The organism is Micromonospora sp. NPDC050276 (assembly GCF_044459545.1).
GTDB lineage: Bacteria > Actinomycetota > Actinomycetes > Mycobacteriales > Micromonosporaceae > Micromonospora.
Map to the genome: position 1 here is coordinate 285,448 of NZ_JBITJA010000007.1, position 15,497 is coordinate 300,944.

A 15,497-nucleotide genomic window follows, 5' to 3' on the forward strand; every position below is an offset into this window, starting at 1 on the left:
GCCGGTTTCGCGAGCCCCGCAGTCGCGAACGAAGATGGTGCGGTGAGCGAGGCGGCCGAGCACGTTCCGGCAGCGGGCACCACGTCGGTGCGCCGCAGTCGGGACGTACCGCTGCTGGTCGAGCGGGCCCGCGCGGGTGACCCCCGCGCGGTGGCTCGGCTGATCACGTTGGTGGAGAACGGTGACGAGCTGTTGCCGGCGATCGCCGCGGCGCTGGCCCCGTACGCCGGGCAGGCCCAGGTGGTCGGGTTGACCGGTTCCCCCGGGGTGGGCAAGTCGACCACCACGAACGAGCTGGTCCGCGCGTTGCGGGCCCGCGGGCACCGGGTCGGCGTGCTGGCGGTCGACCCGTCCAGCCCGTTCACCGGCGGCGCGATCCTCGGCGACCGGGTGCGGATGCAGGACCACGCCACCGATCCGGGCGTCTACATCCGGTCGATGTCCAGCCGGGGGCACCTCGGCGGGTTGGCCGCGGCGACGCCGCAGGCGGTCCGGGTGCTGGAGGGCGCCGGCTGTGACGTGGTGCTGGTGGAGACGGTCGGCGTCGGGCAGGCCGAGGTGGAGGTCGCCTCGCTGGCCGACACCACGCTGGTGCTGCTCGCGCCCGGGATGGGCGACGCGATCCAGGCGGTGAAGGCCGGCATCCTGGAGATCGCCGACGTGTTCGTGGTCAACAAGGCCGACCGGGACGGCGTCGACGCCACCGTCCGTGACATCCAGGGCATGATCGCTCTCGGAGAGCGCGGGCCGGGGCAGTGGCGGCCACAGGTGGTCCGGTCGATCGCCGCGCGCGGCGAGGGCATCGACGACATCGCCGCCGCCATCGACAAGCACCGGGGCTGGCTGGTCGAGCACGGCGAGCTGCGCCGCCGCCAGGAGGCGCGGGCCGCCGCCGAGATCGAGGCCATCGCGCTCGGCACCCTGCGCGCCCGGATCGGCTCACTGCGCGATGGTACGGAGTTGGCCACGCTCGCCACCAAGGTCGCCGAGGGTGCGATCGACCCGTACACAGCGGCGGACGAGTTGCTCACACAGCTCGCTCGCTGACTCGGGCCGGTGGTGGGCGTCCACCCTGGACGTCGCGGTCGGCAGGGTGGCAGCGCGGGTAGCGACTCCGCCGCTCGTGCGGTCGGTCGGGTCGCGGCAAGCCGCGTGCCCGGAAGCGAAGGCGGCTCCGGTTTTAGTAGGCTCGCGGCGCGTAGCCGGCAGTCAACTGCCGCGCGGCGGGCTGACGAGCCGGTCGGTCCACGATGCACCGGGACCAGGGAGATGTGATCATGACGGACGCGGTGGAGAACGCCGGTACAGTGCAGCCCGCGACGGGCGCGGCCCGGGGTGTCACGTCGGTTTCCGACGAGGTCGTGGAGAAGATCGCCGGCGCGGCCGCTCGTGCGGTGCCCGGTGTCGCCGATCTCGGCGGTGACGTTGCCCGATTCTTCAACAGCGTGCTGGGCAAGGTCGGCCTGGATGAGGTGGGCGACGCTCGCCGCGGCGTCTCGGCCGATGTGAAGGGCGGCTCGGCCGTCATCAACGTGGTCCTGGTGATCGACGCCGGGCACGTCGTGGCCGATGTGACCGAGGCGGTGCGGGCCGCGGTGATCGAGGCGGTCGAGAAGTACGGCCTTACGGTCACCCAGGTCAACGTCACGGTGGACGACATCGAGCTGAACCAGCCGGGGGCGGCCGCCGGAGCCTGAGGCGTAGGTGCCCGACGGCTGCCGGACCGCCCGTTGACTGTCCACGAGGCGTCCGGGGCAAGCGCGCCCTAGTAGGCTCGCACCGCCCCACCTTCGGTGGAGGTCGGACGTGCCGACGCGGTGGTGCAGGGAGCAGGGAGCGACTGTGGACCTGGAGGCAACGCAGGAGCTGACCGGGGCGTCGGTGCCGGCTGGTGGGACGACCCAGGTCGCCGACGAGGTGATCGAGAAGATCGCCGTCGCGGCGGCCCGTGCCGTGCCCGGCGTGGCCGAGTTGGGCGGGGACGTCGCCCGGTTCTTCAACGCGGTGCTCGACCGGGTCGGGCTGGAGCAGGTGGGCGACGCCCGGCGGGGTTGCTCGGCTCACGTGACCGGGGACGCCGCCGTGGTCAATCTGGTGTTGGTGATTCAGGCCGGTCGGCCGGTGCCAGAGATCACCGGTCAGGTGCGGGCTCGAGTGACCGAGGCGGTCGAGGCGTACGGGCTGCGGGTCGATGAGGTCAACATCCGGGTCGACGACGTGGCGATAGACGGGCCCGCCACGTCGACGCCGGCCGGAGAGGCGCGGGACGCGACCGGGCCTGCCGTTACCCGTGGGTAGGGCGTGACTTAGCGATCGTTCAGGTAGGGGCCTTACACTCGACGTGCAGTCGAGGACCCGAGGAGGAGCCCTGCTCATGGACGCCGACGAGATCGACGCCGGACGGGCGCGCTGGCAGGCCAGGTACGACGCCGCGCGCAAGCGGGACGCGGACTTCACCACGCTCTCCGGGATGCCGGTGGAGCCGGTGTACGGACCGCCGGAGGGCAGCGCGTACCCGGGCTTCGAACGGATCGGCTGGCCGGGCGAATACCCGTACACCCGGGGTTTGTATCCGACCGGCTACCGCGGGCGGACCTGGACGATCCGGCAGTTCGCCGGCTTCGGCAACGCCCAGCAGACCAACGAGCGCTACAAGATGATCCTCGGTGCGGGTGGCGGCGGCCTCTCCGTCGCGTTCGACATGCCGACGCTGATGGGCCGCGACTCGGACGACCCGCAGGCGCTCGGCGAGGTCGGCCACTGCGGCGTGGCCATCGACACCGCCACCGACATGCAGGCGCTCTTCGACGGCATCGACCTCGCCGGGGTCACCACGTCGATGACCATCTCCGGCCCGGCCGTGCCGGTGTTCTGCATGTACCTGGTCGCCGCCGAGCGGCAGGGCGCCGACCTGTCCAAGCTGGACGGCACCCTGCAGACCGACATCTTCAAGGAGTACATCGCGCAGAAGGAGTGGCTCTTCGACCCGGAGCCGCACCTGCGCCTGATCGGCGACCTGATGGAGTACTGCGCCCGGGAGATCCCGCGCTACAAGCCGCTGTCGGTCTCCGGCTACCACATCCGCGAGGCCGGCTCGACCGCCGCGCAGGAGTTGGCGTACACCCTCGCCGACGGGTTCGGCTACGTCGAGCTGGGCCTCTCGCGCGGGCTGGACGTCAACGTCTTCGCGCCGGGGCTAAGCTTCTTCTTCGACTCGCACCTCGACTTTTTCGAGGAGATCGCCAAGTTCCGGGCCGCCCGCCGGATCTGGGCCCGCTGGCTGCGTGACGTCTACGGCGCCACCAGCGAGAAGGCTCTCTGGCTGCGGTTCCACACGCAGACCGCCGGGGTGTCGCTGACCGCGCAGCAGCCGGTCAACAACGTGGTACGCACCGCCGTCGAGGCGCTCGCGGCGGTGCTCGGCGGCACGAACTCGCTGCACACCAACGCGTTGGACGAGACCCTGGCGCTGCCCACCGACGAGTCGGCCGAGATCGCCCTGCGTACCCAGCAGGTGCTGATGGAGGAGACCGGCGTGGTCAACGTGGCCGACCCGCTCGGCGGCTCCTGGTACGTCGAGGCGCTGACCGACAAGATCGAGGCCGAGGCGGAGGAGATCTTCGCCCGGATCCGGCAGCTCGGCGGCGACGGTCCGCACCAGATCGGCCCGATGACTTCCGGGATTCTGCGCGGTATCGAGGACGGCTGGTTCACCGGGCACATCGCCGAGTCGGCCTTCGTCTACCAGCAGGCCCTCGAGAAGGGCGACAAGAAGATCGTCGGGGTCAACTGCCACACCGGCACCGTCGCCAAGGAGTTGGAGATCCTGCGCATCTCGCACGAGGTGGAGCTGGAGCAGCGCCGGGTGCTCGCCGAGCGCAAGAACGCGCGGGACGAGTCGGCGGTCCGCGCTGCGGTGACCCGGATGGTCGAGGCGAGCCGTACCGACGAGAACATGATCCCCGCCATGCTCGACGCGGTCCGCGCCGAGGCGACCCTGGGCGAGATCTGCGACGCCCTGCGCGCCGAATGGGGCACCTACCGCGAACCAGCCCGCTTCTAACCCACCCTGCTGCCACCCCCACCCGACCCCACCCCACCCCGCCCGCCCCGCCCCGCCCCACCCCACCCCCGCCCCGCCCGCCCCGCCCCGCCCCGCCGATCTTGCACTTTCTGTGCCGATATAAGTTGCAAAAGCGGCGTAACGGCGACAGAAAATGCAAGATCGGCGGGGGTTTGGCGGGGCTGCGGGGTGGGGGTGAGAGTTGCAACGTCGGGGTTGTGGGTGAGCTGAGAATCCGGGCTCACGTGCGAGACTAGGTAACCATGAGCGACCCACGGATCACCTCGTCGATCTTCACCCGCGGCGCGGTCGACCTCAGCACGCTGCGTGGCCCCGCACCAGCCAGTACCCGCCCCGGCACGCCCCCGCAGGGCGGCCCGTCCAACGGCGCCCCCGGCGCGCCCACCGGCGGTGCCACCGCCATCGTGGACGTCACCGAGGCGACGATCCAGTCCGACGTGCTCGAACGCTCGATGGCCACGCCCGTCGTCGTGTTCTTCGGCGCGGCCGGCTTTCCGGAGAGCGACGAGTTCGCCCCGGTCCTGGAGCGGCTGAACGCCGAGGGCGGCGGCAGCTGGGTGCTGGCCCGGGTTGACGTGCAGGAAAATCCCCGAATCGCCCAGATGTTCCGGGTCCAGGGCATTCCGATGGTCTACGCGGTCGTCGGCGGCCAGCCGGTCGACGCCTTCTCCGGGGTGGTGCCCGAGGCGCAGTTGCGGCAGTGGATCCAGGCCGTCCTCAAGGCTGGCGGCGTGACCGTCGCCGAGCCGGAGGACCCCCGCCTCGACGAGGCGGACGACGCGCTGATGAGCGGCGATCTGGACGCCGCCGAGCAGGCGTACCGGAAGATCCTGGCCGACGCTCCGGCGGACGCCGCAGCCACGGCGGGGCTGGCCCAGGTCGGCGTGGCCCGCCGGGTGGCCGGGGCTGACCCCGCCACCGCGTTGGCCGCCGCCGAGAGCGCCCCCGACGACGTCGCCGCCCAGCTGCTGGCCGCCGACATCGAGGTGCTCAGCGGCCTGGCCGAGCAGGCGTACGCGCGGCTCGTCGGTCTGGTCCGGCGCACCGCCGGTGAGGACCGCGAGACGGTCCGCCAGCACCTGGTCTCGCTCTTCTCGATCGCCGGCCCGGACGACCCGGCAGTCGCTTCGGCGCGCCGGGCCCTGGCCAGCGCCCTGTTCTGAGTTCGTAGCACGCCAGCGCGGGCCGGCGTTCCGGCCGGCCCGCCCGACCACCGAGGACGGGAGCTCATGATGCGCCGGATCGCCGTCCTCGACGCGCCGACAAATCTCGGTCTGCGGCCGCCGACGCCCACGTCGGTCCCGGGTTGCGCCAAGGCGCCCGGCGCGCTGCGCGACCACGACCTGCTGGCCCGGCTCCGTGCCCGCGACGCCGGCTGCGTCACCCCCGCCCGGTACGATCCGGGCGACTGGCGCCCCGGCGACGGGGTGTGCCACGCCCGGGAGATCGCCGACTACTCGCTGGCCCTCGCCGAACGCATCGGCTCGATCATCGACCGGGGCGAGTTCCCGGTGGTGCTGGGCGGCGACTGCTCGGTACTGCTCGGCTCGGCGCTGGCCATGCACCGCCTCGGTGAGGCTGTCGGCGGGCGGATCGGGCTGGTCTTCGTCGACGGGCACTCCGACTTCCGGCACCCCGGCAACGCCTCCTACGTCGGCGCTGCCGCTGGTGAGGACCTGGCCCTGGTCACCGGGCGAGGGCAGGCCGACCTGGCCGCGCTGGAGGGTCGCCGGCCCTACTTCCGCGACATCGACGTGGTGGTGCTCGGCATCCGTGCCCAGGACGAATACCGGCTCGACCTGCAGGCCGCCGGGATCACCACCCGACCGGTGCCGGCGTTGCGTGCCGAAGGCGCCGCCCGGACGGCCCAGTGGGCGCACGAGCAGCTCGCCGACTGTGCGGGATACTGGGTGCACATCGACGTGGACGTGCTCGATCCCGCGGTGATGCCCGCCGTGGACGCCCCCGACCCGGGCGGGATCGCCTTCGCCGAGCTGGAGATCCTGCTCGCCGGCCTGGTCGACACCCCGCACTGCCTCGGTGTGGAGCTGACCGTCTTCGACCCCGACTACGACCCGGACGGCTCGTACGCGGCGGAGATCGTCAACACCGTGGTCGCCGGTCTGGCGCCGGTCACCGCCCCGGAGGCGGTGCCGCCCCGGCTGCTGTCGGCCCGTCCGGCGCCCGGTCCACGGCGGGGCAACGGCCGCGCCGCGACCGCTACCGACCGTGCCGAGCGTCCCGACCGTCCCGACCGTGCCGACCGTGCCGAGCGGCTCGACGGGCTGGCGGGGCTTGATGTCCCCGGTGACATGGACTCCGCCGGGGTTGGGCCTGCTGCTCTTGGGCCCGCTGGCGTCACCCCCGGCGTCGGTTCGTCGGTAAGCGCGGTGCCACACGACGCCCCGGTCGAGGCGGAGTCACCCGACCCGGGTGTTCGGGCTCACCCCGAGCCATCGGGCGTCGCGGCCAGTGTCGCGCCCCTAGTCGAGCGCGAACCGGTCGGTCCGCCGGCGTCGGCCGGCCCAGGTCTCCTCCGACGCACCGCCCCGACGACGCAGAGCCCGCCGCAGAGGCACGAAGCCGACACCGCCTGACCTGCCCCGCGGCCACCTAGCCTTGATCGACTCGGGGTCAGTGAGTCCGGGGCGTCCGGGCGGCTTGGATACCCCAGTTTCAGCGAAACCGAGTGGATCAAGGCCGAGTGTGGCCGGGGGCGGTGGGGTCAGGAGTTCGGCAGGGCGCGGAGGAAGCGTTCGGCGATCGGGACGGCCGAGGCCGTGCTGGCGCCACCCTTCTCCACGAAGACGGCGAACGCCACGTCGCCCCGCCAGCCGACAAACCAGGCGTGGGTGTGGGCCGGGTTGTTGTCGTACTCGGCGGTGCCGGTCTTGCCGTACACCTCGCCGGGCACGTCCTTGAGCGCACTGCCGGTGCCCGTGGTGACCACCTCGCGCATCATGGCGCGCAGCGCCGCGACCGATTCTGGCTTGAGTTGCTCGCCGGCCGGGGCCGGCTTGGCCGGCGCCGGGTCGAGCAACAGCTTCGGCTGCTCGAAACGGCCACGGGCGACGGCGGCAGTGGCGCCGGCCATGGCGAGCGGGCTGACCAGCGTGGTGCCCTGCCCGAATGAGGCCGCGGCCTGCTCGGCCGGGCTGCCGCCCGTCGACACCTTGCCGGTGAAGGCGTCGGTGCCGAGGTCCCACTGGCCCTCCAGACCCAGCGAGCGGCCGGCGGCGGCCAGCCCGTCGCCGCCGAGCTTCGGTGCCAGCGAGGCGAACGCCGTGTTGCAGGACTTGGCGAAGTCGGTGCGGAACGGCACCGAGCCGAGTTCGAAGTTGTCCGAGTTCTTGAAGGACCGACCGTCCACCGTGAAGGTCTTCGGGCAGTTCACCGGCCCGTCCAGGGTGACCGCGCCCCGGTCCAGCAGGCCCAGCGTGCTGACCATCTTGAACGTGGAGCCCGGGGGCACCTGGGCATCGAAGGCCAGATTCTCCCCGGCCGGCCCGGGGCCGTTCGCTGCGGCGAGCACGGCGCCGTCGCTGATCCGAAGCGCCACCAGGGCGGACCGGCGCGGCTCGGCGCGCAGTGCCTCGTCGGCCGCGTTCTGGGCGGTGACGTCCAGCGTGGTCTTCAACGCCTGCCCGGGCTGCGGTTCCCGACGGAACAGCTCGGTGCCGGTGGGTTCGAGTTTGCCGCCCTCGGTCGGACGCTCGACCACCACGGTCAGCCCGGGGCCGCCGCGCAGCCGTTCGTCGTAGCGGCCCTGTAGCCCACCGTGCCCGACCTTGTCGCCGACGACGTACCGGTCGGGGTGCGCGGCGAGGTCGTCGGCCTGCGCCGGGTCGACCGTGCCGAGCAGCGCTCGGGCGAACTCACGGGTGGGCGCCAGGTCGATCTTGTCGGTGATGAACTTGGTGCCGGGCAGGTCGTAGATCCGGGGCTTGATCTGCAGGTACGCCTCCTCGCGGAGCGACACCACCTCGACGAAGGCACCCGGCTCGGCCTTGGCTACCCGCTCGGGCAGGTCGGCCAGGTCGACGCCGGGGACCAGCGCCGGGCGGATGGCCTTGAACGCGGCGTCGAGGTCCTTGACCAGCTTCTTGATGTCGGAGACCCCGTTGGGCTGCACACCCACCCGGACCACCGTGCGCGGGGTCACGAGCGGCTTCCCGGCGTTGTCCAGCACCGCGGCGCGGGCGCCGGCGTCCCGGCGCAGCGCCAACCGGTCACCCTTGGTGAGCTGCTCGTGCACCACCTTCGGCTCCCAGATCACCTGCCACTGGTCGCCGTCGCCCTTGGCGAGCCGCACCTCCCGGTCGTACGCCCAGCGGGTCTGACCGGGCAGGGTCCACTCCACCTGGACGGTCGTGGTCGCGATGTCCTTCGTGACCTTCGGCTCGCCACGACGCGTCAGCGCGGGCGGGGTGGCCCCCAGCTCACCCGAGAGGTCCTTGATCTCGCGAGCCACGTCGGCCGACGGCAGCTTGTTGCCGATCGGGTCGATCAGGCCGACCGCCTGGAGGTCACCGCTGCGCCAGCCCGCCAGGAAGGCGTCGATGGAGCGCTGCGGCCCGTCGTCGCCCGAGCAACCGACCAGGACGCCCGCCGCGAGCAGCGCCGTGGTGACGGCGGCGGCCAGGCGTCGGGCGGGGTTCGGCCGGTGGGGCCAGGGGTACGACAGGGGCATGAAGCTGGTCCTTCCGATCTCGGACTGCCCTCGTACGGTAGTACGCGAACGGCGTCCTCAACGTCCCCTGGGTGCTCGGCCGAGCGCAAAGACGGGCCGCGCCCGTGTGATGAACATCGCGTGGCGGGGTATCCCGCAGCCGGCCAACCTCGGACCCGCAACGGGTGAAAGGACAAAGTCCCGATCCGGACGTCTGGCCAGTGGTCCGCCGACGAAGGCGCACAACGGTAGGGCCTAGGCTGGGCGGCAGAGTGACCCACAACGCGGTGGGTCGAGGGGAGTGGCACCGATGGACCGGCGTCCGGCGATCAAACCGGAACCCGACCTCCGGCAGGATGACTCCGGCCGGGACGACGACAGCTTCGATTCGGCTACCGACGGGGACGGCTACGGCCGGCTCGACACGGGAGTCACCGGGCTGACCGGGTCGAGCATCGACACCATCTACGATCTGGGCCTGCCGACCGAGGCGTTGGCCGACGACGTGGAGGACGCCGAGCTCGACGAACCCGTTCCCAACGCGGAGCGCCTGGTGGCTCAGGCCGTCGCGCTCGCGGGGGACGATCACGACGCGGCGACACTTGTCGGCCGTTTCTGGCGGTTCGCCCCGGACGAGGAACTGGTCGGCTTCACGGCGGAGGAGATGCTCGACGCGGCCCGGGCACACCGGGACCTGGCCCAGCAGCGGGTGCCGGGCGAGTTGAAGCTGCGGATCCACGAACCGCACGCGGACCAGCACCACACGGTCGTCGAGATCGTCACGGACGACATGCCGTTCCTGGTCGACTCGGTGACCGCGCTGCTCAACTCGTACCACCTGGATGTGCACCTGCTGGTGCACCCGCTGGTCGTGGTGCGGCGTGAGCCGCTGGGCCGGCTCACCGAGGTCTCCGCGGATGTGGAGCCGGACGACGCGATCGCCGGCGACATCGTCGAGAGCTGGATGCGGATCGAGATCGACCCGGTCCGGGACGCGGCCGAGCGGGACCGGCTGCGCCGCGAGTTGCAGCGGGTGCTCACCGATGTACGAGAGGCGGTGGAGGACTGGCCGAAGATGCGGCAGCGTGCCCTCGCGCTCGCCGACGAGCTGGCTTCGGCCCGTACCTCGGATAATCGCCCACCGGTGCCGGAAAAGGACATCACCGACTCGGTGGAGCTGCTGCGGTGGCTCGCCCACGACCACTTCACCTTCCTCGGTTACCGCGAGTACCGGTTGGTGGACGCCGACGGTGGCAACGCCACCGACCCGGTCGACGGCAAGGCGTTGGAGGCGGTGCTCGGCACCGGCCTGGGCATCCTGCGCTCGGACTCGCCGGAGGCCCGGTCGCTGTCCTCGATGACGCCCGAGGCGCACGAGAAGGTGCTGGAGAAGCGCCTGCTCATCATCACCAAGGCCAACTCCCGCGCCACCGTGCACCGCTCGGCCTACCTGGACTACATCGGCTTCAAGATCTTCAACTCCGCCGGTGACGTGATCGGTGAGCGGCGCTTCCTGGGCCTCTTCTCGACGGCCGCGTACCGGACCAGCGTCCGGGAGCTGCCGGTGGTCCGCCGCAAGGTGGCCGAGGTGCTGGACCGCTCCGGCCTGAGCCAGCGCAGCCACTCGGGCAAGGATTTGATCCAGATCCTGGAGACCTACCCGCGCGACGAGCTGTTCCAGATCAAGACCGACGACCTGTACCACGCGGTGATCGGCGTCCTGCGGATGGCCGGCCGCCGGCAGCTGCGGGTCTTCCTGCGCCGGGACGCCTACGGGCGGTTCATCTCCTGCCTGATCTACCTGCCCCGGGACCGGTTCACCACCCAGAACCGGCTGCGTATGCAGGACATCCTGCTGCGTGAGCTGAACGGCGTCGGGGTGGACTACACCACCCGGGTCACCGAGTCGATGTTGGCTCGGGTGCACTTCATCGTCCGCACCGACCCGACGCGGCCGCCCGGCGAGATCGACGCCGACCTGCTGGCCGAGGAGTTGGCCGACGCCACCCGGCTCTGGGACGACGACTACCGGTTGGTGCTGGAGCGCAAGCTCGGCGACGAGCAGGCCAAGCACCTGTTCACCCGGTACGCCGACGCGTTCCCGGAGGGCTACAAGGACGGGCACACGCCGTACGAGGCGATGAAGGACCTGGCGAAGCTGGAGCTGCTGGAGGAGCCCGGCCAGCTGGAGATGCACCTGTTCCGCAAACAGCTCGCCCCCCGAGCGGGCACCCGGGTGCCCGGTGCGGACCTGGCCGAGGCGATGGACGTCCGGTTCAAGGTCTACCGGTACGGCGAACCGATGATGCTCTCCGCCGTGCTGCCGGTGCTGCACTCACTCGGCGTACGGGTGGTCGACGAGCACCCGTACGAGGTGGACCGGATCGACGGTCGGGTCTACCTCTACGACTTCGGCCTCATGCTGCCCGAGGGGCATCACGAGCTGGCCGAGGTGCGTCCGCACGTGGAGAACGCCTTCGCGGCGGCCTGGCGCGGCGAGGCCGAGGTGGACCGGTTCAACGAGCTGGTGCTGCGTGGCGGGCTGACCTGGCGGCAGGTGGTGGTGCTGCGGGCGTACGCGAAGTACCTGCGGCAGGCTGGCACGGTCTTCTCGCAGGACTACATGGAGCAGACCTTCATCGCGTACCCGAAGCTCGCCGCGTTGCTGGTGGAGCTCTTCGAGACCCGGTTCGCGCCGGGCGAGCTGAGCACCGAGCAGCGGCAGCAGCGCAGCGGCGAGCTGGTGGAGACGATCCGGGGCGCGCTGGACGACGTGGCCAGCCTCGACCAGGATCGCATCCTGCGCTCGTACCTGACGCTGATCGAGGCGACCCTGCGGACCAGCTTCTACCAGAGGCGCGCCGACGGGCGGCCGAAGGCGTACGTGGCGTTCAAGCTGGACCCGCAGGCCATCCCGGACCTGCCCGCGCCGCGGCCGAAGTTCGAGATCTTCGTCTACTCGCCCCGGTTCGAGGGTGTGCATCTGCGGTTCGGGCCGGTGGCCCGGGGCGGGTTGCGCTGGTCCGACCGTCGGGAGGACTTCCGCACCGAGGTGCTGGGCCTGGTCAAGGCGCAGATGGTGAAGAACACCGTGATCGTGCCGGTCGGCGCCAAGGGCGGCTTCGTGCTGAAGCAGAAGCCGGGTGACCGGGACGAGGCCGTCGCCTGCTACCAGGAGTTCGTCGGCGCGATGCTGGACGTCACCGACAACATCGTCAGCGGGCAGATCGTGCCGCCCGAGGATGTGGTCCGGCACGACGGCGACGACCCGTACCTGGTGGTGGCGGCCGACAAGGGCACGGCGACGTTCTCCGACATCGCCAACGAGATCTCCACGGCGCACAACTTCTGGTTGGGTGACGCGTTCGCGTCCGGCGGTTCCGCCGGCTACGACCACAAGAAGATGGGCATCACCGCCCGGGGCGCCTGGGAGTCGGTCAAGCGGCACTTCCGGGAGCTGGGCTTGGACACCCAGACCCAGGACTTCACGGTGGTCGGCGTCGGCGACATGTCCGGCGACGTGTTCGGCAACGGGATGCTGCTCTCCGAGCACATCCGGCTGGTGGCCGCCTTCGACCACCGGCACATCTTCCTGGACCCGGAGCCTGACACGGCGACCTCGTACGCGGAGCGTCGGCGGCTGTTCGAGCTGTCCCGATCGTCCTGGGAGGACTACAACCCGGAGCTGATCTCGGCGGGCGGCGGCATCTTCCCGCGTACCGCGAAGTCCATCCCGATCACGCCGCAGGTCCGGGCGGCGATCGGCCTGGACGACGACGTCACGCAGATGTCGCCACAGGACCTGATGAAGGCGATCGTCACCGCCCCGGTGGACCTGTTCTGGAACGGTGGCATCGGCACCTACGTCAAGGCGTCCACCCAGACCAACGCCGAGGTGGGCGACAAGTCCAACGACGCGATCCGGGTGGACGGGCGCAACCTGCGCTGCCGGGTGGCGGGCGAGGGCGGCAACCTCGGCTGGACCCAGCTCGGCCGGATCGAGTACGCGTTGACCGGTGGCCGGATCTACACGGACTTCATCGACAACGCGGCCGGCGTGGACACCTCCGACCACGAGGTGAACATCAAGATCCTGCTGAACACGGCGGTGGCCGACGGGGAGCTGACCACGGCCGAACGGGACGAGCTGCTGGCCGGGATGACCAACGAGGTCGCGGAGCTGGTGCTGCGGGACAACTACGACCAGGCGCGGGCGATCAACAACGCCCAGGCCCAGGCCGCCTCGCTGCTCCCGGTGCACCGCCGGATGATCAACGAGCTGGAGCGTTCCGGCGCGTTGGATCGGTCGTTGGAGGCGCTGCCGCCGGACGAGGAGCTGGCGGTCCGCAGCGAGTCCGGCCTGACCGCGCCGGAGTTCGCGGTGCTGCTCGCGTACGTGAAGATCGTCTTGGAGCGCGAGATTCTCACCGAGGGGTTGGCCGACGAGGAGTGGACGACCGACGTCCTGGTCAACTACTTCCCGACGCCGATGCGCGAGCGGTTCGCCGACCGGATGGGCCGGCACCGGCTGCGCCGGGACATCGTCACCACAGTGCTGGTCAACGAGGCGATCAACCGGGGTGGCATCTCGTTCATCTTCCGGGTGGTCGAGGAGACGGCGGCCAGCGCGGCGGACGTGATCCGGGCGTACGTGGTGGTCAGCGAGGTGTTCGGCCTGCGCGACCTGTGGGACGCGGTGGAGGCACTGGACAACAAGGTGGCGCCGGAGTTGCAGACCAGCGTCTACCTGGACACCCGCCGGCTGCTCGACCGGGCGGTGCGGTGGCTGGTCTCCAACCGGCGCTCACCGATCGACGTGCCCGCCGAGATCGCCCGGCTGCGGGACGGCGTCACCCGGCTCCTGCCGGGGCTTGAGGAGCTGTTCTACGGCAACGAGCGCCAGGGCATCGCCGCGCACATGGACTCGATGACCGAGCGTGGGCTGCCCCGCGAGCTGGCGGAGCGGGCGACCCGGCTCATGTACAGCTTCGGCCTCATGGACGTGGTGGAGACGGCGAACGCCAGTGGGCGGGACGTCAGCGAGGTGGCCTCGGTCTACTTCGTGCTGTCCGACCTGTTCCGGGTGGACTCGCTACTGTCGAAGATCTCCCTGCTGCCCCGGGAGGATCGCTGGCAGACGCTGGCCCGCATGGCGCTGCGCTACGACCTGTACGCCGCACTGGCCGCACTCACCGCGGAGGTGCTCGACTCCACCCCGGACGACCTGCCGCCACACGAGCGGGTGCAGCAGTGGGAGCAGTCGAACGCCACCTCGATCCACCGTGCCCGGCGGGCGATGGGCGAGTTCGACGAGTCGCGGGCCGATCTCGCCGCCCTCTCGGTGCTGCTGCGCCAGATCCGCACCCTGGTGCGGACCTCCGCAGCCGCCTGAGTCAGGTACGCCGGACGCGGTCCGGCCGGCCGGGTCACCCCGATCGGCCGGACCGCGTTTGTTCGTCCCGGGTCACGCCACCAGCGTGGCGAAGACGACGATGTTGTCCGGGTAGCTCTTGGCCGCCTCGTCGAACTGACCGCCGCAGGTCACCACCCGCAGGCTGGGCCGGTCGCTGGGCCCGTACACCAACTCGGTGGGGAAGGCCGTCTTCGGGTACGACTTCACCGAGTCGACCGAGAAGGTGGCCGGCACTCCGTCGGCACGGCGCACGGTGATGGTGTCGCCGGGGGTGAGGGCGCCGAGGTCGAAGAAGACGGCCGGGCCGAGCACCGCCGAGTCCACGTGCCCGACGACGACCGCGTTACCCGTCTCGCCGGGGCTCGCACCCGGCTCGTACCACCCGGCCTGGTCGGCCTTGTCCAGCGGGGGGACCTGGACGGTGCCATCCGGGTTGGTGCCCAACGACATGATTGTCGCGTCCACACCGATCCGGGGAATCTCGATGCTGGTCGGTGCCGAACGCGCCAACCCCGCTGGAGCATCCCCCTGAGCGGTCGACCGACCGTCGACCGGAGCGCCGGACCCGGTGACCTCGGGGCCGGCCTGGGCCAGCGGCTGCGGCGGTCGGGGAGCCGGCGCGGTCTTCAGCGAGGCACCGATCATGCCGGCGCCGATCATGGCCATGGTGACGACGACGGCCGTGCCGGCGGCACGCCACGGTCTCCCGTGACGGCCGCCGGCCCGTGTCGTCGTCACGTCAGACGAGCGAACCATCGGTCCGCCGACGACGCATCAGCACGATCCCGCCCAGCGCGGCGGCGCCGAGCAGGCCCGCCCCACCGGTAGCGAGGTTCCGGTCGGTGCCGGTGCTGGCGCCACCGTCACCACCGTCGACACCGCCGTGCGGCAGCACGACGAGCTCGCCCTCGCCGCACGAGCCCTTGAGCTCGTAGCGACCCGGCTTGGCGTCCTTGTCGACCTTGGCTTCGCCGTAGTAGACGAACTCGCGCTCCTTGTGCCAGTCACGCTTGTCCGAGCCGCGCTCGTCCTTGCCGTAACCGCCGCGCTCGTCCTTGCCGTAACCGCCGCGCTCGTCCTTGCCGTAACCGCCGCGCTCGTCCGAGCCGTAACCGCCGCGCTCGTCCGAGCCGTACTCGGAGCCGTGCTCGTCCTTGGAGTCCCAGCCCTTGTCCGAGCCGTACTCGGAGCCGTGCTCGTCCTTGGAGTCCCAGCCCTTGTCCGAGCCGTATTCCGAGCCGTGCTCGTCCTTGGAGTCCCAGCCCTTGTCCGAGCCGTACTCGGAGCCGTGCTCGTCCTTGGAGTCCCAGCCCTTGTCCGAGCCGTATTCC

9 protein-coding genes and 1 pseudogene are annotated in these 15,497 nt (G+C 71.2%); 7 read left to right on the forward strand and 3 right to left on the reverse strand.

Going from position 1 to position 15,497, the window contains the following annotated elements; translation table 11 throughout:
* Nucleotides 1-42 precede the first annotated feature (42 nt).
* From meaB to ACIBF8_RS17800, 6 genes are all read left to right on the forward strand, one after another.
* Nucleotides 43-1,047 (forward strand): methylmalonyl Co-A mutase-associated GTPase MeaB, encoded by a 1,005-nt coding sequence (gene meaB, locus ACIBF8_RS17775; RefSeq protein WP_396784143.1) that lies wholly within the window; start codon nt 43-45, stop codon nt 1,045-1,047.
* 230 nt (nt 1,048-1,277) lie between these two features.
* A complete protein-coding gene (locus ACIBF8_RS17780; protein ID WP_396784144.1) occupies nt 1,278-1,697 on the forward strand; it encodes an Asp23/Gls24 family envelope stress response protein in 420 nt (139 codons plus the stop codon).
* Nucleotides 1,698-1,842: 145 nt separating this feature from the next.
* Nucleotides 1,843-2,298 carry an Asp23/Gls24 family envelope stress response protein gene (locus ACIBF8_RS17785; protein ID WP_396784146.1) on the forward strand — a complete coding sequence of 152 codons (456 nt, stop codon included), beginning with the start codon at nt 1,843-1,845 and terminating at the stop codon, nt 2,296-2,298.
* A gap of 76 nt (nt 2,299-2,374) precedes the next feature.
* On the forward strand, nt 2,375-4,063 hold the full coding sequence (locus tag ACIBF8_RS17790; RefSeq protein ID WP_396784147.1) for a methylmalonyl-CoA mutase: 1,689 nt from the start codon (nt 2,375-2,377) through the stop codon (nt 4,061-4,063).
* Nucleotides 4,064-4,326: 263 nt separating this feature from the next.
* A complete protein-coding gene (locus tag ACIBF8_RS17795) occupies nt 4,327-5,247 on the forward strand; it encodes a tetratricopeptide repeat protein (RefSeq protein ID WP_396784148.1) in 921 nt (306 codons plus the stop codon).
* Nucleotides 5,248-5,313: 66 nt separating this feature from the next.
* The gene (locus tag ACIBF8_RS17800; protein ID WP_396784149.1) at nt 5,314-6,681 is read left to right on the forward strand and encodes an arginase family protein; all 1,368 of its coding nucleotides are present in this window, start codon (nt 5,314-5,316) and stop codon (nt 6,679-6,681) included.
* A gap of 128 nt (nt 6,682-6,809) precedes the next feature.
* Here the strand turns inward: ACIBF8_RS17800 and ACIBF8_RS17805 are convergent, their stop codons facing one another.
* Complete coding sequence (locus ACIBF8_RS17805; RefSeq protein WP_396784150.1) at nt 6,810-8,774, reverse strand: penicillin-binding transpeptidase domain-containing protein; 1,965 nt, start codon at nt 8,772-8,774, stop codon at nt 6,810-6,812.
* 289 nt (nt 8,775-9,063) lie between these two features.
* Here ACIBF8_RS17805 and ACIBF8_RS17810 point away from each other — a divergent pair, with 289 nt between their 5' ends.
* Nucleotides 9,064-14,145: an NAD-glutamate dehydrogenase gene (locus ACIBF8_RS17810; RefSeq protein WP_396784151.1), complete on the forward strand. Its 5,082-nt coding sequence runs from the start codon at nt 9,064-9,066 to the stop codon at nt 14,143-14,145.
* Between the two features lie 72 nt (nt 14,146-14,217).
* Here ACIBF8_RS17810 and ACIBF8_RS17815 read toward each other — a convergent pair whose 3' ends face one another.
* Both ACIBF8_RS17815 and ACIBF8_RS17820 read right to left on the reverse strand, forming a co-directional pair.
* Entirely contained in the window at nt 14,218-14,904 is a 687-nt protein-coding gene (locus ACIBF8_RS17815) for a class F sortase (protein WP_396784153.1), read from the reverse strand.
* 1 nt (nt 14,905) lies between these two features.
* Nucleotides 14,906-15,497 (reverse strand): annotated as a pseudogene (locus tag ACIBF8_RS17820) (hypothetical protein); the annotation flags it as partial.

Coding starts and splice junctions, on each gene's coding strand:
- ACIBF8_RS17795 (WP_396784148.1), top strand. CDS start 4,327: ATGAGCGACCCACGGATCACCTCGTCGATCTTCACCCGCGGCGCGGTC.
- ACIBF8_RS17810 (WP_396784151.1), top strand. CDS start 9,064: ATGGACCGGCGTCCGGCGATCAAACCGGAACCCGACCTCCGGCAGGAT.
- ACIBF8_RS17800 (WP_396784149.1), top strand. CDS start 5,314: ATGATGCGCCGGATCGCCGTCCTCGACGCGCCGACAAATCTCGGTCTG.
- ACIBF8_RS17790 (WP_396784147.1), top strand. CDS start 2,375: ATGGACGCCGACGAGATCGACGCCGGACGGGCGCGCTGGCAGGCCAGG.
- ACIBF8_RS17780 (WP_396784144.1), top strand. CDS start 1,278: ATGACGGACGCGGTGGAGAACGCCGGTACAGTGCAGCCCGCGACGGGC.
- ACIBF8_RS17805 (WP_396784150.1), bottom strand. CDS start 8,774: ATGCCCCTGTCGTACCCCTGGCCCCACCGGCCGAACCCCGCCCGACGC.